The 24371-nt window shown below is 42.5% G+C and carries 23 protein-coding genes and 1 riboswitch; of the genes, 15 read left to right on the forward strand and 8 right to left on the reverse strand.

Annotation, left to right across the window (positions count from 1 at the left end):
• The first annotated feature begins 120 nt into the window (after window positions 1-120).
• The 7 genes from KH180_RS00095 to KH180_RS00125 all read left to right on the forward strand — a co-directional run bounded on the left by KH180_RS00095 (window position 121) and on the right by KH180_RS00125 (window position 6997).
• Window positions 121-1491 (forward strand): APC family permease, encoded by a 1371-nt coding sequence (locus KH180_RS00095; RefSeq protein WP_290755192.1) that lies wholly within the window; start codon window positions 121-123, stop codon window positions 1489-1491.
• Window positions 1492-1557: 66 nt separating this feature from the next.
• A complete protein-coding gene (locus KH180_RS00100) occupies window positions 1558-2691 on the forward strand; it encodes a tyramine oxidase subunit B (protein ID WP_290755194.1) in 1134 nt (377 codons plus the stop codon).
• A gap of 37 nt (window positions 2692-2728) precedes the next feature.
• Window positions 2729-3052 (forward strand): (2Fe-2S)-binding protein, encoded by a 324-nt coding sequence (locus tag KH180_RS00105; protein ID WP_290755197.1) that lies wholly within the window; start codon window positions 2729-2731, stop codon window positions 3050-3052.
• A 7-nt stretch (window positions 3053-3059) separates the two neighbouring features.
• A complete protein-coding gene (locus KH180_RS00110) occupies window positions 3060-4637 on the forward strand; it encodes an FAD-dependent oxidoreductase (protein ID WP_290755199.1) in 1578 nt (525 codons plus the stop codon).
• Between the two features lie 36 nt (window positions 4638-4673).
• Window positions 4674-4994, forward strand: a complete 321-nt coding sequence (locus KH180_RS00115; RefSeq protein WP_290755202.1) for a (2Fe-2S)-binding protein — start codon at window positions 4674-4676, stop codon at window positions 4992-4994.
• Window position 4995: 1 nt separating this feature from the next.
• Window positions 4996-6126 carry an NAD(P)/FAD-dependent oxidoreductase gene (locus KH180_RS00120; RefSeq protein WP_290755204.1) on the forward strand — a complete coding sequence of 377 codons (1131 nt, stop codon included), beginning with the start codon at window positions 4996-4998 and terminating at the stop codon, window positions 6124-6126.
• A gap of 28 nt (window positions 6127-6154) precedes the next feature.
• A complete protein-coding gene (locus KH180_RS00125; RefSeq protein WP_290755207.1) occupies window positions 6155-6997 on the forward strand; it encodes a helix-turn-helix domain-containing protein in 843 nt (280 codons plus the stop codon).
• Between the two features lie 131 nt (window positions 6998-7128).
• On the opposite strand, the gene KH180_RS00130 is transcribed toward KH180_RS00125, so the two are convergent.
• Window positions 7129-7704, reverse strand: a complete 576-nt coding sequence (locus tag KH180_RS00130) for a xanthine phosphoribosyltransferase (RefSeq protein WP_290755210.1) — start codon at window positions 7702-7704, stop codon at window positions 7129-7131.
• Between the two features lie 165 nt (window positions 7705-7869).
• Between KH180_RS00130 and guaA the strand changes: the two genes are divergently transcribed.
• Window positions 7870-9411: a glutamine-hydrolyzing GMP synthase gene (gene guaA / locus KH180_RS00135; protein ID WP_290755213.1), complete on the forward strand. Its 1542-nt coding sequence runs from the start codon at window positions 7870-7872 to the stop codon at window positions 9409-9411.
• 778 nt (window positions 9412-10189) lie between these two features.
• On the opposite strand, the gene KH180_RS16905 is transcribed toward guaA, so the two are convergent.
• From KH180_RS16905 to KH180_RS00145, 3 genes are all read right to left on the reverse strand, one after another.
• A complete protein-coding gene (locus KH180_RS16905; RefSeq protein ID WP_442859899.1) occupies window positions 10190-10651 on the reverse strand; it encodes a transposase in 462 nt (153 codons plus the stop codon).
• A 333-nt stretch (window positions 10652-10984) separates the two neighbouring features.
• Window positions 10985-11821, reverse strand: a complete 837-nt coding sequence (locus tag KH180_RS00140; protein ID WP_290755216.1) for a DUF7687 domain-containing protein — start codon at window positions 11819-11821, stop codon at window positions 10985-10987.
• Window positions 11808-12041, reverse strand: coding sequence for a helix-turn-helix domain-containing protein (locus tag KH180_RS00145; RefSeq protein ID WP_290755217.1), 234 nt, complete (start codon window positions 12039-12041; stop codon window positions 11808-11810). Before KH180_RS00145 ends, KH180_RS00140 begins: the two co-directional genes overlap by 14 nt.
• A gap of 88 nt (window positions 12042-12129) precedes the next feature.
• On the opposite strand from KH180_RS00145, the gene KH180_RS00150 reads away from it, so the two are divergent.
• From KH180_RS00150 to KH180_RS00160, 3 genes are all read left to right on the forward strand, one after another.
• The gene (locus KH180_RS00150; RefSeq protein WP_290755220.1) at window positions 12130-12987 is read left to right on the forward strand and encodes a DNA adenine methylase; all 858 of its coding nucleotides are present in this window, start codon (window positions 12130-12132) and stop codon (window positions 12985-12987) included.
• 461 nt (window positions 12988-13448) lie between these two features.
• Entirely contained in the window at window positions 13449-16769 is a 3321-nt protein-coding gene (locus KH180_RS00155; protein WP_290755223.1) for an SNF2 helicase associated domain-containing protein, read from the forward strand.
• A gap of 22 nt (window positions 16770-16791) precedes the next feature.
• Window positions 16792-17385, forward strand: a complete 594-nt coding sequence (locus KH180_RS00160; RefSeq protein ID WP_290755225.1) for a class I SAM-dependent methyltransferase — start codon at window positions 16792-16794, stop codon at window positions 17383-17385.
• A gap of 446 nt (window positions 17386-17831) precedes the next feature.
• On the opposite strand, the gene KH180_RS00165 is transcribed toward KH180_RS00160, so the two are convergent.
• The 4 genes from KH180_RS00165 to KH180_RS00180 form a co-directional block, all read right to left on the reverse strand.
• A complete protein-coding gene (locus KH180_RS00165; RefSeq protein WP_290755228.1) occupies window positions 17832-18647 on the reverse strand; it encodes an SHOCT domain-containing protein in 816 nt (271 codons plus the stop codon).
• Window positions 18648-18724: 77 nt separating this feature from the next.
• Window positions 18725-18934, reverse strand: coding sequence for a hypothetical protein (locus tag KH180_RS00170; protein ID WP_290755230.1), 210 nt, complete (start codon window positions 18932-18934; stop codon window positions 18725-18727).
• Window positions 18935-19209: 275 nt separating this feature from the next.
• Window positions 19210-20616 carry an amidophosphoribosyltransferase gene (locus KH180_RS00175; protein WP_290755233.1) on the reverse strand — a complete coding sequence of 469 codons (1407 nt, stop codon included), beginning with the start codon at window positions 20614-20616 and terminating at the stop codon, window positions 19210-19212.
• A 93-nt stretch (window positions 20617-20709) separates the two neighbouring features.
• Window positions 20710-21036 carry a cupin domain-containing protein gene (locus tag KH180_RS00180; RefSeq protein WP_290755235.1) on the reverse strand — a complete coding sequence of 109 codons (327 nt, stop codon included), beginning with the start codon at window positions 21034-21036 and terminating at the stop codon, window positions 20710-20712.
• Window positions 21037-21242: 206 nt separating this feature from the next.
• Window positions 21243-21356: riboswitch (TPP riboswitch) on the forward strand.
• Between the two features lie 75 nt (window positions 21357-21431).
• Here KH180_RS00180 and KH180_RS00185 point away from each other — a divergent pair.
• Genes KH180_RS00185 through KH180_RS00200 form a run of 4 tightly spaced genes read left to right on the forward strand, consistent with a single transcriptional unit; the run spans window position 21432 to window position 24241 of the window.
• Window positions 21432-21728, forward strand: coding sequence for a thiamine-binding protein (locus tag KH180_RS00185; RefSeq protein ID WP_290755238.1), 297 nt, complete (start codon window positions 21432-21434; stop codon window positions 21726-21728).
• Window positions 21697-22461, forward strand: coding sequence for an ABC transporter permease (locus KH180_RS00190; RefSeq protein WP_290755241.1), 765 nt, complete (start codon window positions 21697-21699; stop codon window positions 22459-22461). Before KH180_RS00185 ends, KH180_RS00190 begins: the two co-directional genes overlap by 32 nt.
• Window positions 22462-22496: 35 nt before the next feature.
• Window positions 22497-23501: an ABC transporter substrate-binding protein gene (locus KH180_RS00195; protein WP_290755243.1), complete on the forward strand. Its 1005-nt coding sequence runs from the start codon at window positions 22497-22499 to the stop codon at window positions 23499-23501.
• 5 nt (window positions 23502-23506) lie between these two features.
• Window positions 23507-24241, forward strand: coding sequence for an ABC transporter ATP-binding protein (locus KH180_RS00200; RefSeq protein WP_290755246.1), 735 nt, complete (start codon window positions 23507-23509; stop codon window positions 24239-24241).
• The last annotated feature ends 130 nt before the right edge of the window (window positions 24242-24371 follow it).

Here is a 24371-nt window from a genome sequence, read left to right on the forward strand (position 1 = left end):
AGAGAGTAAGCTGTAGTCCATCAGTAAGAAACGAATAAATAAGAGTTGGGAACAAAGGCGTTCACCGGATGATGATCCGGAGGACGCCTTTTCCTTGTTTGTGAAAAAGGAGTGGTATATATGGAGACTACAAAAAAGTTGGGACTTGGAAGTGCGGTATCTGTCTGTGTGGGCCTGATCGTTGCAACAAGCTGTCTGCTTTCCCTGGGGCAGGGGATGGGGCTTGCAGGCAAGAATTTCATTATCGCATTATTTGTTGTACTGATCTTAAACGGTTTTTTGGCATTGAGCTTTTCAGAGCTTCATTCCATGATGCCAAAGGCAGAAGGAGGGCTTGGGCAGTATACATTGGTGGGCCTTGGACCGGTAGCATCAATGATCTCTACACTTTCCGCATATGTAATCGTGGATATTTTATCAGGATCTGTAGAGATTGCCATGTGCGGGACAGTACTCCACCAGATATTTCTTCCTCAGATCCCGGCGCCGGTGATCAGTGTCATCCTTCTGGGAGTTTTGTCTTATGTGAATTATAAGGGAGTGGATTTTTTTGCAAGGATACAGAACATCGTAGTATTTCTGCTGCTGGCTTCGTTTCTCCTGATGGGGATTATCAGCTTTTTCCATCTGGGGACAGGGGAAGTGATCACTGCCGCACAGCAGACAAAACCCCAGGTCACAGGCATCGGAGGAATCGTATCCTTATCTGCCCTGGCATTCTGGCTGTTTATCGGCATTGAGTTTGTTATCCCCGTGTCTAAAGATCTGAAAAATCCAAAGCGGGATGTGCTTTTGGCTATGATTATCGGCATTGTGGTGCTGTTTGGAGTTCAGGCCCTTCTCGGTGTGGGAATGACCCAATATGTCACCTTACAGGAACTTGCCGCCAACCCGATGCCCCATATGCTGTTTGCGGAACGCTGCATGGGCCAGATGGGAGTTTACTGGATGGGAATTGTTACTCTTTTGGCAGGGATCAGCACAGTCAACACAGTCCTCGGCGGCATTCCCAATATCCTGAGCGGCATGGCGGAAAATGAATTATTCCCCGCAGCTTTTCAAAGAAAAAATAAATATGGAGTTCCGGCGGCAGGAATTGCCCTGCTGAGCGGCGGAATCATTGTATTAATTGTCAGCGGATTTACCCAGTCTTCAGGGCTTACGAACATCATTCTGGCGGCATCCTGTTTCTGGCTTACATCTTATATTATGGTCAATATCACAGTGCTTATTTTAAGAAAACGGTATCCGGAGGCAGAGGGAAGGAATCAAAAACTTATGTTTAAGGGCATCCCTCAGATCATCTGTATCATAGGAGATATCTACATGATTTTAAATATAGCGGAAGGAGATGCAAAGATTTTGATTTATAAAATTTTCGGCACACTGCTCTTGGCACTGACGGCATTCTCAGTGGTATGGGTTAAAGGAATCAAAAAAAGAGGAACCGTGGAATGTCCGGAAATGCAGACAGTAAATACAATGGCATGACAGTTCGGCCAGTGATATATGCCGGCAGACAGTAAATATTCATATTTCATACAGGAGGATCAGATTATGAGCAAAGCGAAGGTTGATTTTTTATATTTAAATGAAGAGGAAATGGTGAAGCTTGGGGTGTCAGATATGAAGGGCTGTGTGGAAAGCATGGAAGATATGTTCCGGCTTCTTAGCAAGGGGGATTACGCCATGGGAGGGTCTAACGGCAATTCCCATGGATGTATGGTTTCTTTTCCGGATGCTTCGCCGTTTCCGAACATGCCGGTGAACGGTCCTGACCGGAGGTTTATGGCGATGCCTGCCTATTTAGGCGGAGAGTATGATATGGCAGGCATGAAGTGGTACGGATCCAATGTGGAAAACAAAGAGAAAGGTCTTCCAAGATCCATCCTGATGCTTATGCTGAATGACAAAGAAACCGGGGCGCCGAGATCTCTGATGTCTGCAAATCTGCTGAGTGCTTACCGCACAGGGGCGGTCCCGGGCGTCGGCGCCAAACATCTGGCGAGAAAAAATTCAAAAGTTCTTGCAGTCTACGGACCCGGTGTTATGAATAAAACGGCATTGGAGGCCTTTGTCTGCACGTGTCCGGATCTGGATACGATTAAAATTAAAGGAAGAGGCAAAGGTTCCATTGAAAGCTTTATAGATTATGTGAAAACAAAGTTCCCTCAGTTTAAGACCATAGAGGTATCAGAAACATTGGAAGAGCTTGTCCGGGGATCGGATATTATCAGCATGGCAACATCCTGTCCGGAGGGTTCTAAAAATTATCCGATGATCAAGGAGGAATGGATCAAGCCGGGAGCATTTTTCAGCCTTCCCGCATGTGCCAACTTTGAGGATGATTTTTTGATCAACAGGGCAAAGACTGTGGTAGATAATTTTGGACTTTATGAAGCGTGGACTGAGGAATACCCTCATCCGTCTTTTGAAACCGTAGCCATCATCGGTACTAAATTTGTGGATATGTATCATGATGGTATGATGCCGAGAGAAAAAATAGAAGATATCGGCGATATCATCAATGGAAAGGTTCCGGGGAGAAAAAATGATGATGAGATCATTCTGTTCTCCATTGGAGGAATGCCAGTGGAAGATGTAGCGTGGGGAACAGAACTCTATCGGAAAGCACTGGACCAGGGAGTTGGGACGAAGCTTAACCTGTGGGATGCACCGAGGATGGCGTGAGTTTATTATCACCGACTGGAAAAGGAGGGTTTTAAATATGAGAATTGAAGAACATCCCATTTTAGGAAAAACAGATAAGGGAAAGGAGGTTTCTTTCTTTTATGACGGCAGGCCTATGACGGGTTATGAGGGTGAACCGATTGCGGCGGCGCTGAAGGCTGCAGGGGTGATGGTGCACCGGCATACGAAAAAGTATGGTAAGCCGCGGGGTATTTTTTGTGCCATCGGGCGCTGTACAGACTGTGTTATGGTTGTGGATGGAAGGCCCAATGTGAGGACTTGTGTGACACCTCTGAAAGAAGGAATGAGGGTGCAGACTCAGTACGGAGTCAGTGCAGGGAATAATCAGATGAAGGGATGATGAAAATATGAAACGGTATGATTTGATCGTTGTTGGAGCGGGTCCGTCCGGCCTGTCTGCGGCTATTGAGGCGGCAAAAAAGGGAATGCAGGTGGTTGTTTTTGACGAAAATGAAAAACCTGGGGGACAGCTGTTTAAGCAGATACATAAGTTCTTTGGCTCTAAAGAACATAAGGCCAAGATCAGGGGATTTAAGATTGGGGAAGACCTGTTAAAGGAAGCGGAACAGGCGGGAGTGCAGGTTGTCTTAAATGCCGCGGTCATAGGGCTTTATCTGGATAAAGAGATCACAGTGCGGATCGGAGATGAAATTCATCATTTCAAAGGAGATGCCATAATTACAGCAACCGGGGCTTCAGAAAATATGGTGACCTTTGACGGGTGGACACTGCCGGGGGTCATCGGAGCAGGGGCGGCCCAGACCATGATGAATCTGCACGGCATAAAGCCCGGGAAAAAAGTTTTAATGCTTGGAAGCGGAAATGTAGGCCTTGTGGTCAGCTATCAGCTGATGCAGGCAGGCTGTGAAGTGGCGGCTCTCGTGGATGCGGCTCCGCGGATCGGAGGGTATGGTGTCCACGCCGCAAAGGTGGCCAGATGCGGCGTGCCGTTTTACTTATCCCACACCATTGTAAAAGCAGAAGGAGAAGATTGTGTCACAGGTGTTACGATCGCCAAAGTAGATGAGAACTGGCAGACCGTGCCGGGCTCCGAAAAGCATTTTGATGTGGATACCATATGTCTCGCAGTCGGACTTTCCCCGATGTCCCAGCTGCTTAAGATGGCAGGATGCAGAACGGAGGACAATCCGAAAAAGGGAGGGCAGGTGCCGATCTGTGATGAATACGGTGAGACATCAGTGAAAGGGATCTTCGCAGCAGGAGATGTCTCCGGCATTGAAGAAGCCAGCTCTGCCATGATCGAAGGCCGTATGGCAGGAACAGCCGCTGCCTGCGAACTTGGTTTTATGGAAGAAAAAGAACGGGATGAAAAGCTTGCTTCCCTGGAGGAAGCACTAGAAAGTCTCAGGCAGGGAATGTTCGGGCCGGAGAACAAAGGAAAGCTTTTGGAGAAAACAGAAGAGGGCTGTGGCATTTCCATGAACCTTCTTGAAAAAGGGTATCTGGATGAGACAGAGGTGAAACAGTACCCGGGAGTTACGAAGACCATAGGGGTTCATCCGGTAATGGAATGTACCCAGAACATTCCCTGTAACCCATGCCAGGATGCCTGCCCGAAAAAATGTATCAAAATCGGAGAAAACATTACCTCCCTGCCGGCGGTGGATCCGGAAGCCCAATGCATCGGATGCGGTATGTGTGTGGCTGCCTGTTCCGGCCAGGCTATTTTCCTGGTCAATGAGCAGTATGAAGAGGACTATGCAAGTGTGACTCTGCCATATGAATTTCTTCCCCTGCCGGAAAAAGGAGAAGCGGGAAAGGCACTTGACCGCAGCGGAAATGAAGTATGCCCGGCAGAGGTGATTGATGTCAAGACATCAAAGGCATTTGACCGCACCAGCCTTCTGACCATCAGAGTGCCTGTTGAAATGGCAATGAAGGCAAGATTTTTTCAGGCATCATAACAGGTGCAGTTCAAAATGACGGAGGAGGAATGAACAGTGAATCAGATCAATGACAGGTCAAAAAAAATAAAGGAATTTATTCCGGCTGAGGATGATGATACAATTATCTGCCGGTGTGAAGAGATCACAAAGGGAGAGATCCGGAAAGCGGTTCACGACGGGATGTTTACACTGACAGAGATCCGCAGATATTTAAGGACGGGAATGGGGCTCTGCCAGGGCCAGACCTGTTCGAAGCTGGTCAAGGGAATCGTGGCAGGGGAGCTTGGAGTTTCACCGGCAGAATTGGAGCCTGCTGCTTCAAGAGCACCGATGCGCCCTACAGAAATGAAAGTTTTGGGAAAGGAGGTACGCTAATATGGGAAACAACTGTGCAGATGTTATTGTGGTTGGAGGAGGCATTATTGGAAATGCCACAGCTTACTATCTGGCAAAGAAAGGCTGTTCCGTTATCGTGCTGGAGAAAAGTGACCACCTGGGTGACGGAGGATCCAGCAGAAACGGAGGCGGAGTCCGGCAGTCGGGCCGTGATAAGCGGGAACTGCCCCTTGCTATGTACGGGATAAAGAATCTGTGGCCCACACTTTCAGAGGAGCTGGGAACTGATGTGGAATACTGCCAGGACGGAAATCTCCGCCTTGGAAAGACGGAAAAGCATATGGAAATACTCAGCGGCCTGGCAGAAAATGCCCGTTCCTGCGGACTGGATGTGCGCATGATCTCCGGGGAAGAAGTCAGGGATATCTGTCCATATCTCTCTGATGAAGTCATAGGAGCCAGCTGGTGTCCCACAGACGGCCATGCAAATCCTATGCTTGCTACGCTGGCGTTTTACAAGAAAGCCAGAGAATTGGGTGCCAGATTCATAACCGGGGAGGATGTGACGGCTGTTCGGAAGGTCCGCGGGAAAGCAAGGCAGCTTATCACCAAAAAAAATGTGTATGAAGCAGAAAGTATCATACTGGCAGCGGGAATCCACAGCCGGGAGATCGCAGGAACCGCAGGCGTGGATATCCCCATGCAGCCGGCACTGCTGGAATGTCTGGTGACGGAGGCTGAACCGGAGATGTTCGGCCAGATGCTGGGAACAGCGGAAGCGGACTTTTATGGCCATCAGACAAAGCATGGTTCTTTTGTGTTCGGAGGCTCCTCTAATTTTGAAGGCTTCAACAAAGACAACGGGACTCCGGTCAATTCAAGTATTACGGCATCCTGTATCTGCCGGGGCATCATGAAATATTTCCCCTCCCTCTCGGAAGCAAAAATTGTCCGTACCTGGGCCGGCTGGATGGACCTATGCGCCGACAAAGTACCGGTCATCAGCAAAGTAGAGGAAGTGCCCGGCCTGATCCTTGCCTGCGGCTTTTCAGGACACGGATTCGGCATCGCTCCGGCAGTGGGAGAACAGCTCTCCCAGTTGGTTGTTGACGGCAGCACAGCCCTGGATCTGACAGAATTAAGGTACGACCGATTCCAGGCAAAGATCTGATTATAAAAAACAAAAATGGGGGAAAACTATGGAGCCGAAACATCCAAAAAAATTGATCGTACCCAAACAGCCGTCATTGGTGATGACTACATCCCACTACTACAAGGCCGTTATGACAGCTTATGGAATTTCACATTTTTATGCATTCAGAGTCGAAGAGGACGTCCACGACATCCTGTCCATTGTACCGGACGGATGTGTGGACTTTCTGTTTTACTGCAGCCAGGACCACCCGTATGCAAGCATCATCGGCACGAGACTGAAGGCTTCCCCGATGATAGGAAAACCGGGAGATTATTTTTTCGGCGTCCGGTTCATGCCCGGAAAAGTCCTCCTTCCGGACACCGTAAAGCCGGATGAGCTGGTGGAAGGGGAGGCGGCCCTGATGGAATTTATGAAGGAGGAAGAAGTGTTTGACAAGATCATTATGAGCCGTGATTTTCTGGCACAGATCCGAAACTTTTTAGAATTCTACGTAAATTATCATCAGGACGCACTGGAGCATCTCGATGACCGGAATCTTGGAAATTATCTGGTGGATGAAATCACCCAGAGAGCCGGAAATATAAAAATAGAAGAATTGGGAGAACTGACCGGGTATTCTGTCCGTTATGTCAACAAAGTGTTTAAAGAAAACATGGGAATTTCCCCGAAAACCTACTGCAAGATCGCCAGGTTCCAGACGATTTTAAACAGTTTGAAATGGGAGGAAGACGAAAAAGACCTTCTGGCTATTGCCATGAATGCAGGTTATTATGACCAGTCTCATATGATGAAGGATTTTCGAAAATACACAAATATGACACCGGTACGGTACGTAAAAAGCCTGGAGGAAGCGGAATATAAAAACAGGTTAATCATACTTGGATAAGAAACAGGAAGGAAGAAAAAATGGAATATACAAGAACAAATGATTCATCCGGCGTGCCGCTGGAGGGAAATGAGCAGTGAAAAAGAGCTGACGTGTCAAAACATCAGCTCTCAGGTTTTTAATATGTAGGTTTACTGCTCTCTAAAACAAATCTTTCCGTCTTTCGGATCTTCAACGATAGCCAGAGATTCTAAATGTACGCCTTTATCACGGATAATCTGTCCGCCGTCCTGGAAACCTTTCTCAATCACGATACCGCAGCCCACCAGGTTCGCACCAGAGCCGTTGACAAGATCAATCAGGCCGTTCAAAGCCTGTCCGTTGGCAAGGAAATCATCAATGATCAAAATATTGTCATCCGGAGACAAAAACTTCTTTTCAACAAAAATATCAAACTCCAAGCCCTTTGTATATGAGATTACCTTAGAGGTCAGCAGGTCGCCGTCCAGATTCTTAGACATGGACTTCTTGGCAAATACAACCGGGATATTGTCAAAATACTGTGCTGCAATCGTAGCGATCCCGATCCCTGAAGCTTCAATGGTTAAAATTCTGGTGATATTTTCTGGAAATAATCTTCTGAATTCTTTTCCGATCTCCTGCAGCAGCCCGATGTCCATCTGGTGGTTTAAGAAACTGTCAACTTTGAGGATTCCCCCATCCTTTAATACGCCGTCCTTTACAATGCGCTCCTCTAATAATTTCATAAAATTCTCCATTTCATTCGACTTTTTTATCATTCTAGCACCAAAAGCTGTCAAAATCAATGAGATCAGGGAAGAATTGAGTTGTAAAAAGACCATGCCTACCTTATAATATATAAGAATATAGGATATTTTATAAAGTAATACAGGAATATAGGAGGAACGCCCGTGAACCACGAGAAATTTCTAGTCCTTGATTTCGGGGGACAGTACAATCAGCTTATTGCAAGGAGAGTCAGAGAATGTAACGTTTATTGTGAAATCAAACCTTACACTGCCTCACTTGAAGAAATAAAAGAATACAATCCAAAAGGAATCATTTTTACCGGAGGACCGAACAGCGTCTACGGAGAAGATTCCGCTACCTATGAAAAAGCAATCTTTGAACTGGGAATCCCGATCCTGGGTATCTGCTACGGCTCCCAGCTGATGGCACATGTCCTGGGCGGCAAGGTAGGGACTGCGCCTGTCAGCGAGTATGGACACACAGAAGTGGATCTGGATCCTTCATCAAAGATCTTTGACGGCGTGGGAGAAAAAACAGTCTGCTGGATGAGCCATACAGACTATATCGCAGAAGCACCGGAAGGCTTTAAGATTACCGCAACGACTCCGGTATGCCCGGTGGCAGCGATGGAAAATGCGGACAAGAAGCTTTATGCAACCCAGTTCCATCCGGAAGTTATGCATACAGAACAGGGAAAAGAAATGATCTATAATTTCTTATATAAAGTATGTGAGTGCAGGGGTGACTGGAACATGGATTCTTTTGTGGAAGACATGATCAAATCCATTCGTGAAAAAGTAGGAGACGGAAAAGTGCTCTGTGCATTATCCGGCGGCGTGGATTCCTCTGTGGCAGCCGTTATGCTGGCAAAGGCAGTTGGAAAACAGCTGACCTGTGTCTTCGTAGACCATGGCCTGCTCCGCAAAAATGAAGGAGATGAAGTGGAAGCAGTCTTCGGGCCGGAAGGACCGTATGATCTGAACTTTATCCGTGTGAATGTACAGGACAGATTTTATGAGAAATTAGCCGGAGTAGAAGAGCCGGAACAGAAACGCAAAATTATCGGTGAAGAATTTATCCGTGTGTTTGAGGAAGAAGCAAAGAAAATCGGATCTGTGGACTTCCTTGTACAGGGAACTATTTACCCGGATGTGGTGGAAAGCGGTGTGGGAAAATCTGCCACCATCAAATCCCATCATAATGTGGGAGGGCTTCCTGACTATGTAGATTTCAAGGAGATCATCGAGCCTCTCCGCGACCTGTTTAAAGATGAAGTAAGGCAGGCCGGAAGAGAGCTTGGAATCCCGGAATACCTTGTTATGAGACAGCCATTCCCGGGACCGGGACTTGGAATCCGTATCATTGGGGAAGTGACAGCTGAGAAGGTTAAGATCGTGCAGGATGCTGATGCAATCTACAGAGAAGAGATTGCAAAGGCAGGAGTTGACAAAGGACTTGGCCAGTATTTTGCGGCCCTGACAAACATGAGGTCTGTGGGAGTTATGGGGGATGGAAGAACCTATGACTATGCCATTGCATTGAGGGCTGTTAATACGTCAGACTTTATGACTGCAGATGCAGCACAGATTCCTTGGGAAGTGCTTGGGAAGGTAACTACCAGGATCGTGAATGAAGTGGAGCATGTGAACCGGGTGATGTACGACTGCACGGGGAAACCGCCGGCTACGATTGAGTTTGAGTAGTTTACGAGCAATCTGTTTAAGCGTTGGAAACGATTTGGAGACATTTCGGATATCATTTAATGAATAAATCACTTTAATAGCATATAAAACCTTACTGATTTTTAGAAAGTGAAAATTGGGTAGGTTTTTGGCGTTTATTTTTTGTATGGCTTTTTGTTAAATTTAGGTGTTATGCCAGGAGGTTGAGGAATTGGGTATTACAAGAACCACACTGGAACCCATTATCCCGCCTGTGTGGGCGTATTTTCGGTAGCTATCCGGCCTACCATCAATCATAAAGAAGAAGCGCTGTTTTAGATAGGCTACCGCCCGGATGTAGTAACAACTCATGTTATAAGGTTCAAAGGCATATTGTATTATATAACACGGGTTGATGTATTCGAGGGCTACAAGGCAGATCTGACCTTGTATTGTAAGAGAAAAAATGGGGGATATTACACCAATGTCATTAAGATAATATTTTAGTGGTATCAGTAACCCCGGAGAATGATGTTTATATACACTCGTTCTTCGGGATTTACGGAATCTTTTGGTCGGGATCGGTTGGGCCTTTCTGGTAATGAGAACCTTGCTATTGTGATCCCTATATCAAACGGAGGTTCATTTCTTTTGTGTCTAAAAATGTAATACAGATTCGGACGCTTCTGTGAAATGATCTGTTGGTGGTGTTTCGGGTCTTCTTCCGGAAGACTTGTAGCTACCAATTCATAGTTTTCAACTTTTAACCGAGACCAAACAAAACGAATCGTTAGTTCGTTATCGGCGCATTTACTGTCTTTTATTTAATCAAAACGTGCCTGTTTGCTGAAATATTTGTATTTGATTTGATTTCCTGCCTAGTGGATTGTCTGGTAATTATAATATCACGCGTCAGGTCAAAAGTTCCCTCGGAGGGAAAATCAAATTCTGATGACATGCTTGCGCGTGAACCAATGTCCCTAATCCTAATGACATAATTAAAAAGTCGCTTCTCTATATGTGCAAACAGATTGTAATTCTCGTATCCTCTATCTGCCACAATAATAACTGGATAAGTTTCCGCAGGCTGATCAACTATAGTGCAAGCAGCATCTGTTTTATTCTCTTTCAATCCACGCTGGATAACTGCATCAATAAAGACTTTGCTGCACACATCATATAGATTGTTTAAACGAAGAGTGGAATAATGATAATCACCTAATATATAATCTTCTTTGGGATTAAAGGGTAGGGAGAGGTCACTGCCATCGATTGCAGCAATCCGGTACCCTTAAAACAAAATAGGCTTGGAAGTTAACTTGTCCCGAAATAATTTGAAAAAGTATTTGGAATCAGGGAATAGTTCTCTAGATGAGCTGTAATTTTTCAAATACACGCATCCAAACAGGTCTTTAAATAATCTGCATTTTTGTTCATTTGTAATATCTCCTTTAAACAAGAGGCTTCGCCACAAATTTTTGTATCATTGTCAATACTTTTTTGAAAAATCATAAAAAAGAGCAGGGTATATATTTCTATACACCTTGCTTTATCAGAGTATCCGCATCTCAGCCTTAACTTAATGACATTGGGTATTACCAAAAAAATAATAATATTATATTAATTCACGAAGTAGTTCTGGCCATCGTTCAAATACTTCCTGTCCAACTATAACCTCATCAACCGCCCTAGAATTAAGAGCATCAATAATTCGACATAGATATGACTTTCCCTGTGTCCACCATGTTCTATAGGCATCTAAAAATAAAATATGATGTACTTTATACCCCGTTCTGTCAAAAAGATCTTTGAATTCGTAACCATCAAGTTGTGTTTCATAAACTCCATCTGCAACTCTGCTGCCAAATGTTGTTGCATAATAATATTCTTTTATTTCCCACACAATAGACGGATTCTGGATACCCGGATATGCCCCATCAAACCGTCGTGAAGAACCCCCAATAATGTTTCCGTGTCTATCCCATATATATGTCAATCCTCTAGGGTCATCATCAAATTCCATTGTATGTGTATTACCTTTTATCTCACGAATTGTCTTTTCAGCAAGAATATTGATTATTGCAGTAAAGTAAGCAATTTGTTTCATAGCACCTTTTTGTTTATTGAGTGGTAATTTACACTGCAAATTGTCCTGTTTATAAATAGGATAGACACTTTCAAATGCCCGTCTTGCTGTTTCAGCATCCATCAAATTATTTTGAACATCATTATTTAACAAATCAGCACGCATGTTAGTGTACGTCAACGCATCACTGATAGTATTATTGTCTATACGAGTATGTGTTTCGCGGCAAAGATTTTCGATTTCTTGTTTTGTGTATTTTCTGACAGTGCCGGACCCCCTTTTTGAGTAACCCAACTGTTCGGAAATAAATTTTATAAATGGCCAAAATTCGGCGGGCGCATCCATAAATTTATCAAATGCCCTCATCTTGTTCAACCTCCTTAAATATATCAGAAATATTCATATTTAAGGCATCAGCCATTTTTTCGATATTTTCAATGGATACATTGCGTTGACCACGTTCAATATCACTAATATAAGTTCTATGTAATCCGCACATATCGGCAAATGATTCTTGCGAAATATGTTTTTCTGATCTAAATTTCCGAATAGCCCGACCAAACAAAACCTGTATTTCTTCTTTCATGTCTTGACACCTCCATGTTGTATTATTATAATAGAATTGTAGACCATAGGTCTACAGACTATAAGTTACACGATTGGAGCGTTAAAAAATGATACCCGCATTGTTAAAATGGATAGGTAATAAAAGAAAATTTGCGGAACTGATAGTTTCATATATGCCAGAAGATTTTAATGATTATTATGAGCCTTTTCTTGGTAGTGGTGCTGTAATGGCAGAATTGCTACATTCTGATATTAATAAACTATTTCCACATTTTAAAAAAGCTCATGGAAGTGATGTGCTACCATTTTTAATTGATATTTTTAAAATTGTTAAAAATAATCCCGATGATCTTGTTAATTATTATAAAAAAGAAATAGAAGAATATTATCTTGATCCCAAGAACAAATATTTGGAGATTCGTGATAGATTTAATCAAGAGCACAACGCCTATGATTTTTGTTTATTGTCCCGTACTTGTTATTCGGGTGTGATTCGATTCAGAAAAGCAGATGGATATATGAGCACCCCTCAAGGACCACACAAACCAATTAGCCCAGAAACATTTAAAAAACGTGTCAATCTATGGAATTCATTGTTAAAAAAGGCAGATTTTAAATATGAAAGTTATATTGATGCAATGGATAAAGCACAGGCGGGGGATGTAGTTTATTGCGATCCACCATATACACATTCGCAAAGCATTATTTATGGGGCGCAAGATTTTGATGTAAACGTATTATTTGCTAAGATTGCAGAATGCAAAGAACGTGGTGTAAAAGTAATGCTATCAATAAACGGCATGAAAGATTCAAAAAAAACCAATATTTCAGTCACACCGCCAGACGGACTTTTTGAAAGAAAATTTTTAGTCAATTGTGGGACTTCAATGATTGATAGGCTTCAAAATGATGGAAAGACTATGAAAGATAAAAAGGTTGATGACCAATTATTATTAACTTGGTAAATGTACATCTAAGGGCACAAACATTAAGAGTAGTAAGAATCCTGTAACGTGAGCGATTCTACTACTCTTTTTTACATGTACATAACAGATAATCCGAATTTTAGATATAAGTTTTTGTCGCTTACCATTTACTATCTGCAAATATTTTTTATGGATTTAAGCGAAAAGCCACAAAGTAAGGGGAAAATATTCTACAAAGAGCAATATATAATATGAAATTAGAAGGAAAACACCCATATTTAGGATATGAGCGTTTCTCGATATAGTACTATTAAAAAGGAATATTAACTGAACTACTAAAAATAGATCACAGGGGTTTTTGTGAAAAATTATCAGAATGTAGTATAGACGGAAAAATTAAAAATCCACTCCATCCATTTGATACCTCCCCAATAATAACATATAATAAAATAGTAAAATATCATGCTATTTAATCCACCAAAAGAAAGGCGTCATACCAAATGCTATCTAAAGCAGAGATCCGCTCCCTAACCAATCCAACTTCATATTCAAGAGGCAGATCTCTATACGAGTCAGGCCATATTTTAGATTTCTCAGTAGACGGACAAAATGAGATTGATTATATTGACGCCTTAGTCCAGGGAAGCGGAAGAAAGCAGTATGATGTAAATCTGGAGTATAACATAGAACTAGATTGTCTGGAGAATTCCTACTGTGACTGTCCCGCCTACCATGAGTATTATGGACTGTGCAAGCATTGTATTGCAGTACTGCTGGAATATGATGAGTATGTAAAAAGGCAGGAAGCCATTCTGGAGCACGAAAAGAAGCAGGAAAGCAGTCTTGCGGCACTCCAAAGTCTGAAAGGAATGAAGACAAAACCCTCTGACTTACACAATGAGTATCATCCGAAAACGACTCCGGCTATCAAAGATCTGCTGTCAAAACAGCAGTTAAAAAATACACTGCCAATACTGCAGGAGGAGATTCATGGGCAGGTACGGCTGGTGCCATTTTTAACATGTCAGGATCAGATTATTGAGGTTGAATTTAAGATTGGAACCTCTTACATGTATGTGTTAAAGGATGTTTTTACCTTTGTTAATGTTTTGGAAAACAGAGAGAACTATTCCTATGGGCAAAAACTGCATTTTGTCCATGATGTAGAAGTATTTGAGGATGATTCCCGTAAGCTGATTCAATTTTTACAGGACTGGGTAAGGCAGAACAGATTCAGTTACATTCAGCCCTCCTACTATGGATATTCATATGAAGGAATTCCAATGGCCAAGTTAAGAAAGATTCCGCTGAAAACAGGTGAGCTGGAATTACTGATTGAAGCCATAGGAGACAAGGCGTTTCAGGCAAATATCAGCGGAATGAAGGAGGATATCTGGCAGGTGACAGATGAGCCGCTTACCCGGACTATGACGATTACTGGACAGGAGCAGGGCATTAATGTGCGGATCAATTACTTAGCTGGATACCAGTGTGTAAAACATAATATTTATTTTCAAAAAGGAAAGGTCTATAAAATAAAGAAAACGGATATAGAGCCTATCCGGGGGTTTTTATCCTGTATGGAGGGACTGCCCACCAGAAAAGCTTTTATAGAACAGGAGGATGTGCCTGCATTCTGCAGAGATTTGCTGCCGGCTTTGGAAACTTATTTTGAATGTACGAAGGAGGCTTTTGCAGAAGAAGATTATGGAGTAGTTCCTGCTGTTTTTGAAATATATCTGGATGCTCCCCAAAAAGACTTTATTACATGTAAGCCAGTGGCGGTTTATGGCCAGGATCGATATAATGTTTTTGAAAAAACAGAAAAAATGGAGAGACGGGATCTGAAAAGTGAAATGAAGGTAGCCAAAGCAGTATCCGACTGGTGTAACGCATATGATGAAAATGAAAACCTGATGGTTCTGGCAGAGGATGAGGATAAGCTGTATGAACTGCTGATCTGGGGGATCCCGGAGCTGCAGAAGCTTGGGGAAGTTTATATATCCGATGCATTAAAGAGAATGAATGTATCTTCACCGCCGAAAGTTTCCATAGGAGTATCACTTTCAGGGGATTTGCTGGAGCTTAAGGTGACTGCAGGGGATATGCCCAAAGAAGAATTGCTGGAGATTTTATCAAAATATAATAGGAAAAAGAAGTTTTACCGGCTGAAGAGCGGAGATTTTGTAAGCATGGATGATGAAGGGATCAATGCTCTGCTGGAATTAAAAGAGGGTCTTCATCTTTCGGATAAGCAGTTAAAAGAGGATCAAGTAATTCTGCCCAAATATAATGCCATTTATCTGGATGAAGAACTGAAGGAATGGGAGTCAGTTTCTGCCCGGAAGAACAAAGAATTTCAATCATTGATACAAAATATGAAAACGGCAGAGGATAACGATTTTGAACTGCCGGCCGAGATGGAGAAAACACTGAGGGAATATCAGAAGAAAGGCTTCTTGTGGATCAAGACATTAAAATACAATGGATTCGGCGGAATCCTTGCGGATGATATGGGCCTTGGAAAAACTCTTCAGGTTATTGCATTTTTGGAATCAGAGTATTCGGAGAAGCAAAATGCTGGACAGAGCCTGATCGTGGCACCGGCATCCCTTGTATTTAACTGGCACAGTGAAATACGCAGGTTTGCCCCGGATCTTCCCGTGCAAATGGTAGTTGGAAAAGCGCACGAAAGAAAAGATGCCATTGAAAATGCAGAGGACAATATGATACTGATCACGTCATATGATCTTCTGAAAAGAGATACTGCTCTATATCAAAAGATGATATTCAGCAATCAGGTCATTGATGAGGCTCAATACATCAAAAATCATAATACTCAGGCGGCCAGAGCGGTCAAGACTGTAAATGCTGGTTTTAAACTTGCGCTTACCGGAACACCGGTAGAAAATCGATTGAGTGAGCTTTGGAGTATTTTTGACTATCTGATGCCCGGCTTTTTGTATTCTTATCAAAAATTCAGGGAAGAGCTGGAGCAGCCCATTGTTCAGGATAACAGTGAAAATGAATTAAAGCGTCTTCAAAAAATGATCCGCCCGTTTGTGCTTCGGCGTTTGAAAAAGGATGTATTAAAGGACCTGCCGGATAAGCTGGAAAAGAATTATTTTGCCAAAATGGAAGGAGAACAGCAGAAGCTGTATGATGCTCATGTAAAGCGTATGCAGATCATGCTGGATCAGCAGTCAGAGGATGAATTTAAAAGCTCAAAGATTCAGATATTGTCGGAACTGACCAGATTAAGACAGATCTGCTGCAGCCCGGAACTGATTTTTGAAAACTATTCGGGAAGATCTGCAAAGACAGAATTATGCATTGATCTGATAAAAAATGCAGTCAGCGGGGGACATAAGATTCTTCTGTTTTCGCAGTTTACATCGATGTTATCTTTGTTGGAAGATCGGATGCAGAAGGAGGGTATTTCTTTTTATACTCTGACAGGTGCAGTCAGCAAAGAAAAGCGCTCCAAAATGGTGGAGGCATTTAATGAGGATGAGACATCTGTCTTTTGCATCTCCCTGAAAGCAGGGGGTACCGGGCTGAATCTTACCTCGGCTGATATCGTGATTCATTATGACCCGTGGTGGAACCTGGCAGTGCAGAATCAGGCCACAGACAGGGCGCACCGTATTGGACAGAAAAATGTGGTGATGGTCTATAAATTAATTGTACAGGGAACTATTGAGGATAACATCATGAAGCTTCAGGAAAAGAAAAGGGAACTGGCGGAGCAGATACTGAGCGGAGACGGAATGAGCCAGGCAAGCTTTACCAGGGAAGAATTAAAGGAATTATTGAGGTAGAGAGATGAAAAGCGGAGGATTTATGGTTTCTAAAACAATAGATTATTACAACCAGAATGCCAGCGAATTTGTTTCTAATACAATCGGAGTTGACATGGAAGCTAATCAGAAGCGCTTTTGTGAAAGGCTTCCAAAGGGAGCTTTTATTCTGGATTTTGGCTGCGGATCAGGACGTGATACCACGTGTTTTTTAAATCAGGGTTATCAGGTAGAGGCAGTGGACGGGTCAAAAGAACTGTGCAGGCTTGCTTCGGATTTTACAGGAATGAACGTTCAGCATATGTATTTTTATGAACTGGATAGAGAAGAAATATATGATGGAATCTGGGCCTGCTCATCCATCCTTCATCTGTCCATAAATGAGTTGAAGCATGTTTTGTTAAAGGTGGCAGAGGCATTAAAGGCAGAGGGAATTGTATATGCTTCATTTAAATACGGAAATTTTCAGGGAGAGCGGAACGGACGGTATTTTACTGATCTTAATGAGGAGCGGTTAAACAGATTAGTAGATGAAACAGCAGTTTTTACGATTGAGGAAACATGGATCACATCCGATGTAAGACCGGCGAGAGATGAAGGAAAATGGCTGAACACAATTTTAAAGAAGAAAGAATAGCTACAGAATATTATCAGGGTACTGTTTTAGAATTTCAGGTCTCAGACGTTATGACCGGGGGAAAGAACCAGCACAGACAATTAATATAGAAATGGTATTCTGTCGACCTCTGATAATGTAAAAAACCCTGGGGGTCGACAATGCAAGGAATAAAGCGGTAAAAACCTGAAATCAGGATTATTAATAGAAGAGAAAATGAATATAAAATGTGAGTTTTAAGCCGGTCGACAATTCAGGGTTGAAAAATGCTTATTTTTGCTTTATTGTGAATGTATGGGTGTTAATAGAAACATATTGGAATGTAAATGCATCTGTCTTCTATGTTCACGTCTCTATCTTTCCGGGTGTAGAGTTCCGCTCCCCGTAGTTTTGTGTCGTTGTGGACAATTTTGGACATAATAAAAGCACCTATGAAGGCCATAGATGCTTGCTAAAGATATTTAATTTCATAATTCTAAAAGTTGTTTTTTCTTTGCTTCAAATTCTTCCTGGTTTATTGCTCCCATGTCAAGGAGTTGTTTATATTTCATTATTTCATCGGCTGGTGACAAGGCCGGAGTGTCTTTGCTTTTGTCTGGCTCTTTAATCATGGATGCTAACATATGATGAACTTTTTCCGCACACTGTTCATTTGGATAAGGAATTGATATAGGTTCCGTTCCTTCATCAAAAACAACATTTACAAAGACATTTTGTAGTTCGGTAGAATTAGTAAGCGTTTTGCTTCGTGCCATCATCCCGCCTAATAAAGCCCCAGTACTTCCAGCTAATACATAACCAAGCCATGCTTTTCTTAGACCCTTTTCTTTTCTTGTAGATGATGTGGAAACAATTTTTTTACCACCAACCGAGGTGTAAACCTCAATAATATCAGAAAAATTAAATACAAACGGTACAGGCTTTTCTCTATCAATCCCTATTGCCCCCATTGGCTGGTTACTGAAATACCACTTTTCATTTTTTTCATCAATAAATAAGGTATTTTCAATAACCTTTGTTGGCTTAAAGTCAGCAAATGTTTTTCTGTTTTCCTTTAATATCTCATTTGCTTTTGTTCGATCAGACTTCATCTTTTTCAACTGTTCTGTATCAAACTGAACAAATGCTTTCGGCCCGTCAAAAACACCAAAAGGTTTTTGGCAATCAGGACATAAATAACCATCCTTTGTAGCCCATCTTTTTTCTTTTTCTCCAACTGTTCGACCACAAACACTGCAAGTAACAATAGGTTTACTGAACAATCCCATCTCAAATCCTCCCATTCTTTTTCCTTAATTATACAACATTAGAGGACAGGCTACAACAAAAGGAGCCGCATAACAACAACTCCTTACTTAGATTACAATGCAATGTCGTATACAAGTTCTTTGTTCGGATCAATAATATAAAATACTTCATCCAAAAATGCATTACATAACTCATCCAGATCTTCCATCTCTTTTGCTTTTTGCTTAAATGTTTGAAATTCTACCGGGGTCATATCCTTACATATATTTTTCAAATTACAAACGATAGGGGTTATTTCAGCACAAAATTCTTTATGTGTCATGTCAAGCCACCTCCCCATAAACAGCAAGATTAAATAATTCCTCAAAGGTATCGGCATAATAAAGTGGCTGAACCTCTCTCTGCTTATGTGGGCTGACCGCATTCTCTCCATACTGTAATCCTTTTGCAGTCAACGCTGTGATAATAGAAACATATTGGAATCCAAAGTCAGACTGTGTACAATGGGGTGAAGTAAAGGAATATTTTAAATAGAAAAATACATAAAAACAACACAGCAATTGACTCAACCAAAAGCTGTGTTGTTCTTAAATTTATCTACTCTTTTCCATCCCAGCAATAAGTACAAAGCTTCTTAGGATCCAGTCCCACTGATTCTATCATATCATCCAGCCTATGATACCGGAGTGATGTAAAATTCAGCTGCTTACAGATCTCATCGATCATTGCCTGATATTCAGGAGAGTCTGGATTTGAGAACTTCTCCAGATGAACATTCTTATAATCTCCGCCGATTTGTTCAATGATCCGGCGTGTGATCAAGTCCATTTCAGAAGTAGAACGAGAGAAATTCAAATATTTACATCCGTATATGATCGGCGGACAGGCAGGACGGACATGAACTTCTTTAGCACCGCTCTGATAGAGAAATTCTGTGGTTTCCCGAAGCTGGGTTCCCCTTACAATGGAATCATCAATCAATAAAAGACTTTTGTCCTGGATCAGTTCGTGTACCGGAATCAGTTTCATTTTGGCGATCAAATTCCTTTTACTCTGGATCGTCGGCATAAAAGACCGGGGCCAGGTAGGGGTATATTTAATAAAAGGTCTGGAAAATGGGATTCCGGATTCGTTGGCATAACCAATGGCATGTGCAATTCCTGAATCAGGGACTCCTGCCACGGTATCCGGTGCGGCATCATCACGCTGCGCCAGCTTCTTTCCGCATTCGTAGCGCATTTCTTCCACGCTGATTCCCTCATAGGAGGAAGAAGGATAGCCGTAATAAACCCAAAGAAAGGTACAGATCTTCATATCTTCCCCTGGCTTTGCAAGAGTCTGGGTACCTTCAGGCGTAAGAATAACGATCTCTCCAGGTCCGAGTTCCCGGTCGGCCACATATCCAAGATTCAGGTAGGCAAAACTTTCAAAGGAAATACAGTAACCGTCATCCTTTTTACCCACTGCAACCGGAGTACGGCCCATTTTATCTCTGGCAGCGTAGATTCCCTTTGGTGTCAGAAGAACCATGGTCATAGAACCGTCAATGATATCCTGTGCATGCTGAATTCCTTCTACCAGATGTTCTTTCTGGTTGATGATGGCTGCAACCAGCTCGGTTGCATTGATGTCGCCGCCGCTCATTTCCAAAAAGTGTGTGTGGCCTGAATCAAACATCTGCTTAATGATTTCATCCGTATTATTAATCTTTCCGACTGTCATAATTGCATAGGTACCGTGATGGGAGCGCACGATCAATGGCTGCGGTTCATAGTCAGAGATACAGCCGATTCCCATGTATCCATGCATCTTATTTACATCTTTATCAAACTTTGTCCGGAAAGGAGCATTCTCTATGTTATGAATAGCCCGGTCGAAACCGTCCTCTTTGCTGTAAACTGCCATGCCGGCACGTCTGGTTCCAAGATGGGAATGATAGTCTGTCCCAAAATATAAATCAAAAACACAATCCTGCTTTGAAGTGACACCAAAAAATCCGCCCATAAATTCCTCCGATTTGTAATAATAATTAAATTGATATATTTATTATAACCAAACGTGAAGGCTGGAACAAGAAAAGTTTAGGCTAATGTGTGGTTAATCAAAAATAATCAAGGCCATAAACACAAGATCTTCACTGCCTGTATTAGTCAGAGCATGACCGTGGTTATCCGGTGTAAATGTTACGTCGCCTGTTTTAACCGGGCGGATTGTGCCGTTGTCATCATAGTCTCCCTGTCCGGAAAGAATATAGTATGTTTCATTTTCGCCGTGGTGCTCATGATAACCAAGAGAACATCCCGGTTCAATGATTACCTTGGCATATAAATCGCATTTTCCGTTCAGCTCTTTTTCTCCCAAAATATGATGGATGATGACATGTCCTTTTCCGCCGCACATGTTTTCGATTTTCTCTGTTTTCATCAAAATATCTCCTTTCAGATATATAAATAGACAAAAAAGGCCCTCAAACGGGTTTTCACCTTTGAGAACCTTTCAGCAAATACATTGTAAATATAATCCTTTAAAAGGAGTTTGTCAAATGAATGGAAAAGAGAAACATAGATTGATTTCTTCCTGCGGATTGATTATAATACAGACATAGCAATAAGAAACTACAGCAGTTATAATTAAATAGACAGGGGTGCTGGCTGTGTGCCGGCTGAGAGTAAGACGTGAGAAAGTCTTTAACCCTTAGACCTGATCTGGGTAATGCCAGCGTAGGAATAAAACAGCACAGTATGTGTCAGAGACTATTTCCCCGCCTGATTTATCCGGCGGGGTTTTTCTATGGAACTTTATTTAGAGGAGGAAAAAGTATGAACGCAAGTGTAGCAATCCAGACACTGCCGGAGGCGGCAAATGATGAAGAATTGATCCGTATTGTGGATCAGGTGATCGATTATATTAAAAGTACAGGACTTACCTATTATGTAGGGCCGTTTGAAACAGCAATCGAGGGTGATTATGATGAGCTGATGGATATTGTGAAGGAATGCCAGCATATCGCAGTCCGTGCAGGAGCTCCTTCTGTTGCGGCCTACATCAAGGTATCCTACAAGCCAGAAGGAGATGTGCTTACCATTGATAAAAAAGTTACAAAACACCACCAGTAAACTGTGGCCTGCAGCTGCAATTTTTGTAATTCTGGTTGTTTGGCAGACTGCCAGCCAAACAGGAATGGTTTCCAAATTTCTGCTCCCGTCACCGGTGGATGTAATAAAAGCATTTGTAAATGATTTTTCGCTTTTGATGATGAATGCAAGAGTAACAGTTTTTGAATCGTTTATCGGGCTGCTGATGGGCGTTGTCATTGGCTTTTTTATGGCAGTTTTAATGGAGCATTTTGATAAACTGTATCAGGCATTTTATCCGCTGATCGTATTGACACAGACGATACCTACAGTGGCTATTGCACCGCTGCTTGTATTATGGTTTGGTTATGAAATGCTTCCAAAGGTGATTTTAATTGTTGTTGTGACATTTTTTCCGATTACGGTAAGCCTGCTGGACGGTTTTCGTTCAGCGGACAAGGATACCATCAGTCTGATGCGTTCCATGGGGGCAACCAAACTGCAGATATTTCGGTATGTAAAGTTCCCGGGATCTCTAAGCCAGTTTTTTGCAAGTCTTCGCATTTCTGCTTCCTATGCGGTTGTGGGAGCTGTGATCTCAGAGTGGCTGGGCGGCTTTGAAGGTCTGGGTGTCTACATGATCAGGGTTAAGAAAGCGTTTGCTTTTGACAAAATGTTTGCGGTGATTTTTATGATTTCTGCAATCAGTCTGCTTCTGATGTGGGCAGTGAATCTTCTGCAGAAAAAATGTATGCCATGGGAGAACCGGGAATAACCGGAAAGACAGAAAGAGAATAGAGGATGTGGATTATGAAAAGAAGAATATCAGCAGTATTACTGACTGTTTTATTAATCGCAGCAATGACTGGCTGCGGATCAAAGAAGAATGAATCGAAGGACGGCGGCCGTAAGCTTACAAAGATTACGTTTGTTCTGGACTGGACGCCGAATACCAACCACACGGGAATTTACGTGGCTGAGGAAAAAGGATATTTTAAAGAGGCAGGCCTGGATGTGGAAATTGTACAGCCGCCAGAGGATGGTGCAGAAGTTCTTGTGGGATCCGGAAAGGCACAGTTCGGTGTATCATTCCAGGATACCATGATGCCTGCGGTTGTCGGAGAAGATGCTCTTCCGATTAAAGCTGTGGCTGCTGTTTTGCAGCACAATACATCCGGGATTGTTTCCAGAAAGGGCGAAGGGATCAAACGTCCGAAGGGATTGGAAGGCAAAAAATATGCTACATGGAATCAGGATATAGAGAAAGCCATTTTAAAACAGGTGGTCGAAAAGGATAAAGGGAATTTCAGCAAAGTAAAAATGATCCCGAGTACTGTCACAGATGAGGTTTCTGCATTAAAGAGCAAAAAGGTAGATGCTATCTGGATTTATTACGGATGGGCAGGAATTGCCACAGAGGTTGCAGGGCTTGACACAGACTATTTCGCATTTAAAGATATTGATCCGGTTTTCGATTATTACACTCCGGTGATTATCGGAAACAGTGACTGGATGAAAAAGAATCCGGAAACGGCGAAAGCATTTTTATCAGCTGCGAAAAAAGGGTATGAATATTCCATTAAAAATCCAAAAGATGCCGGGGAGATTCTTTGTAAAGCATCACCGGAGCTGGATTCAAAAATGGTACAGGCAAGCCAGAAATATATGAAAGACCAGTATAAAGCAGAAGTCAAGCAATGGGGTTATATCAATCCAAAACGATGGAATGCATTTTATAACTGGATCAGTGAAAAAGGTCTTTCAAAAACAAAGATACCGGAAAATACCGGTTTTACCAATGACTATTTGGAGTAAAGAGAATGTCAGATTTGACTGTTAATGATGTTACACTTGCTTATGAAAAGACAAACATCATAGAAAATATCAATATAGAGCTGCACGATAATGAGCTGGTCTGTCTGCTGGGGGCCAGCGGGGGCGGCAAGACCACGCTGTTTAATGTTATTTCCGGTCTTAAGAGACCTGATCAGGGCAAGGTAATACTGAATGGTCAGGACATCACCGGAGAGCCTGGTCATATCAGCTATATGCTTCAGAAGGATCTGCTGCTGCCTTACCGGACAATAGAGGATAATGTTGCGCTGCCGCTTTTGATCAGAGGTGAGAACAAAAAAGAGGCCCGCCGGAAGGCAGGTGTACTCTTTGAAGAGTTCGGGCTTGAGGGTACTCAGAAGAAGTACCCTAAGCAGCTTTCCGGAGGTATGCGCCAGCGTGCAGCGCTGCTCAGGACTTATATGTTCTCCAGTGATGTGGCACTGCTGGATGAACCTTTCAGTGCCCTGGATACACTGACCAAAAGTGATATGCACCGTTGGTATTTGGATGTAATGGATAAGATCCATCTGTCTACATTGTTTATTACACATGATATTGATGAGGCAATCTTGCTGTCTGACAGGATTTATCTGCTGACCGGAAGACCGGGCAAAATCACAGAAGAAATCGTGATCAGGGAACCGAAGCCGAGGAGAAAGGACTTTAACCTCACGGAAGAGTTTTTGGCGTATAAGAAAGATATATTGAAAAAGCTGTGAATATGGTATCATTTAGCTGGGAGCTGTTTATCTGCTGAGATTATTCAGCGGATTTAAAATATTTAAAGAATGCAAGAGTTTTCTGTCGACCTATGATGATGTAAAAACCCCAGGGAGGTCGACAATATAG

This window comes from Anaerostipes sp. (genome assembly GCF_018381315.1).
Taxonomy (GTDB): Bacteria; Bacillota; Clostridia; order Lachnospirales; family Lachnospiraceae; genus Anaerostipes.

Bases quoted from the DNA above. Each gene is read 5' to 3' on its own strand.
- KH180_RS00185 (WP_290755238.1), top strand. From the start codon at position 21,432: ATGAACGCAAGTGTAGCAATCCAGACACTGCCGGAGGCGGCAAATGAT.
- KH180_RS00170 (WP_290755230.1), bottom strand. From the start codon at position 18,934: ATGACACATAAAGAATTTTGTGCTGAAATAACCCCTATCGTTTGTAAT.
- KH180_RS00160 (WP_290755225.1), top strand. From the start codon at position 16,792: ATGGTTTCTAAAACAATAGATTATTACAACCAGAATGCCAGCGAATTT.
- KH180_RS00175 (WP_290755233.1), bottom strand. From the start codon at position 20,616: ATGGGCGGATTTTTTGGTGTCACTTCAAAGCAGGATTGTGTTTTTGAT.
- KH180_RS00200 (WP_290755246.1), top strand. From the start codon at position 23,507: ATGTCAGATTTGACTGTTAATGATGTTACACTTGCTTATGAAAAGACA.
- KH180_RS00130 (WP_290755210.1), bottom strand. From the start codon at position 7,704: ATGAAATTATTAGAGGAGCGCATTGTAAAGGACGGCGTATTAAAGGAT.
- KH180_RS00105 (WP_290755197.1), top strand. From the start codon at position 2,729: ATGAGAATTGAAGAACATCCCATTTTAGGAAAAACAGATAAGGGAAAG.
- KH180_RS00145 (WP_290755217.1), bottom strand. From the start codon at position 12,041: ATGAAAGAAGAAATACAGGTTTTGTTTGGTCGGGCTATTCGGAAATTT.
- KH180_RS00100 (WP_290755194.1), top strand. From the start codon at position 1,558: ATGAGCAAAGCGAAGGTTGATTTTTTATATTTAAATGAAGAGGAAATG.
- KH180_RS00155 (WP_290755223.1), top strand. From the start codon at position 13,449: ATGCTATCTAAAGCAGAGATCCGCTCCCTAACCAATCCAACTTCATAT.
- KH180_RS00120 (WP_290755204.1), top strand. From the start codon at position 4,996: ATGGGAAACAACTGTGCAGATGTTATTGTGGTTGGAGGAGGCATTATT.
- KH180_RS00195 (WP_290755243.1), top strand. From the start codon at position 22,497: ATGAAAAGAAGAATATCAGCAGTATTACTGACTGTTTTATTAATCGCA.
- KH180_RS00140 (WP_290755216.1), bottom strand. From the start codon at position 11,821: ATGAGGGCATTTGATAAATTTATGGATGCGCCCGCCGAATTTTGGCCA.
- KH180_RS00110 (WP_290755199.1), top strand. From the start codon at position 3,060: ATGAAACGGTATGATTTGATCGTTGTTGGAGCGGGTCCGTCCGGCCTG.
- KH180_RS00125 (WP_290755207.1), top strand. From the start codon at position 6,155: ATGGAGCCGAAACATCCAAAAAAATTGATCGTACCCAAACAGCCGTCA.
- KH180_RS00150 (WP_290755220.1), top strand. From the start codon at position 12,130: ATGATACCCGCATTGTTAAAATGGATAGGTAATAAAAGAAAATTTGCG.
- KH180_RS00165 (WP_290755228.1), bottom strand. From the start codon at position 18,647: ATGGGAGGATTTGAGATGGGATTGTTCAGTAAACCTATTGTTACTTGC.
- KH180_RS00095 (WP_290755192.1), top strand. From the start codon at position 121: ATGGAGACTACAAAAAAGTTGGGACTTGGAAGTGCGGTATCTGTCTGT.
- KH180_RS00180 (WP_290755235.1), bottom strand. From the start codon at position 21,036: ATGAAAACAGAGAAAATCGAAAACATGTGCGGCGGAAAAGGACATGTC.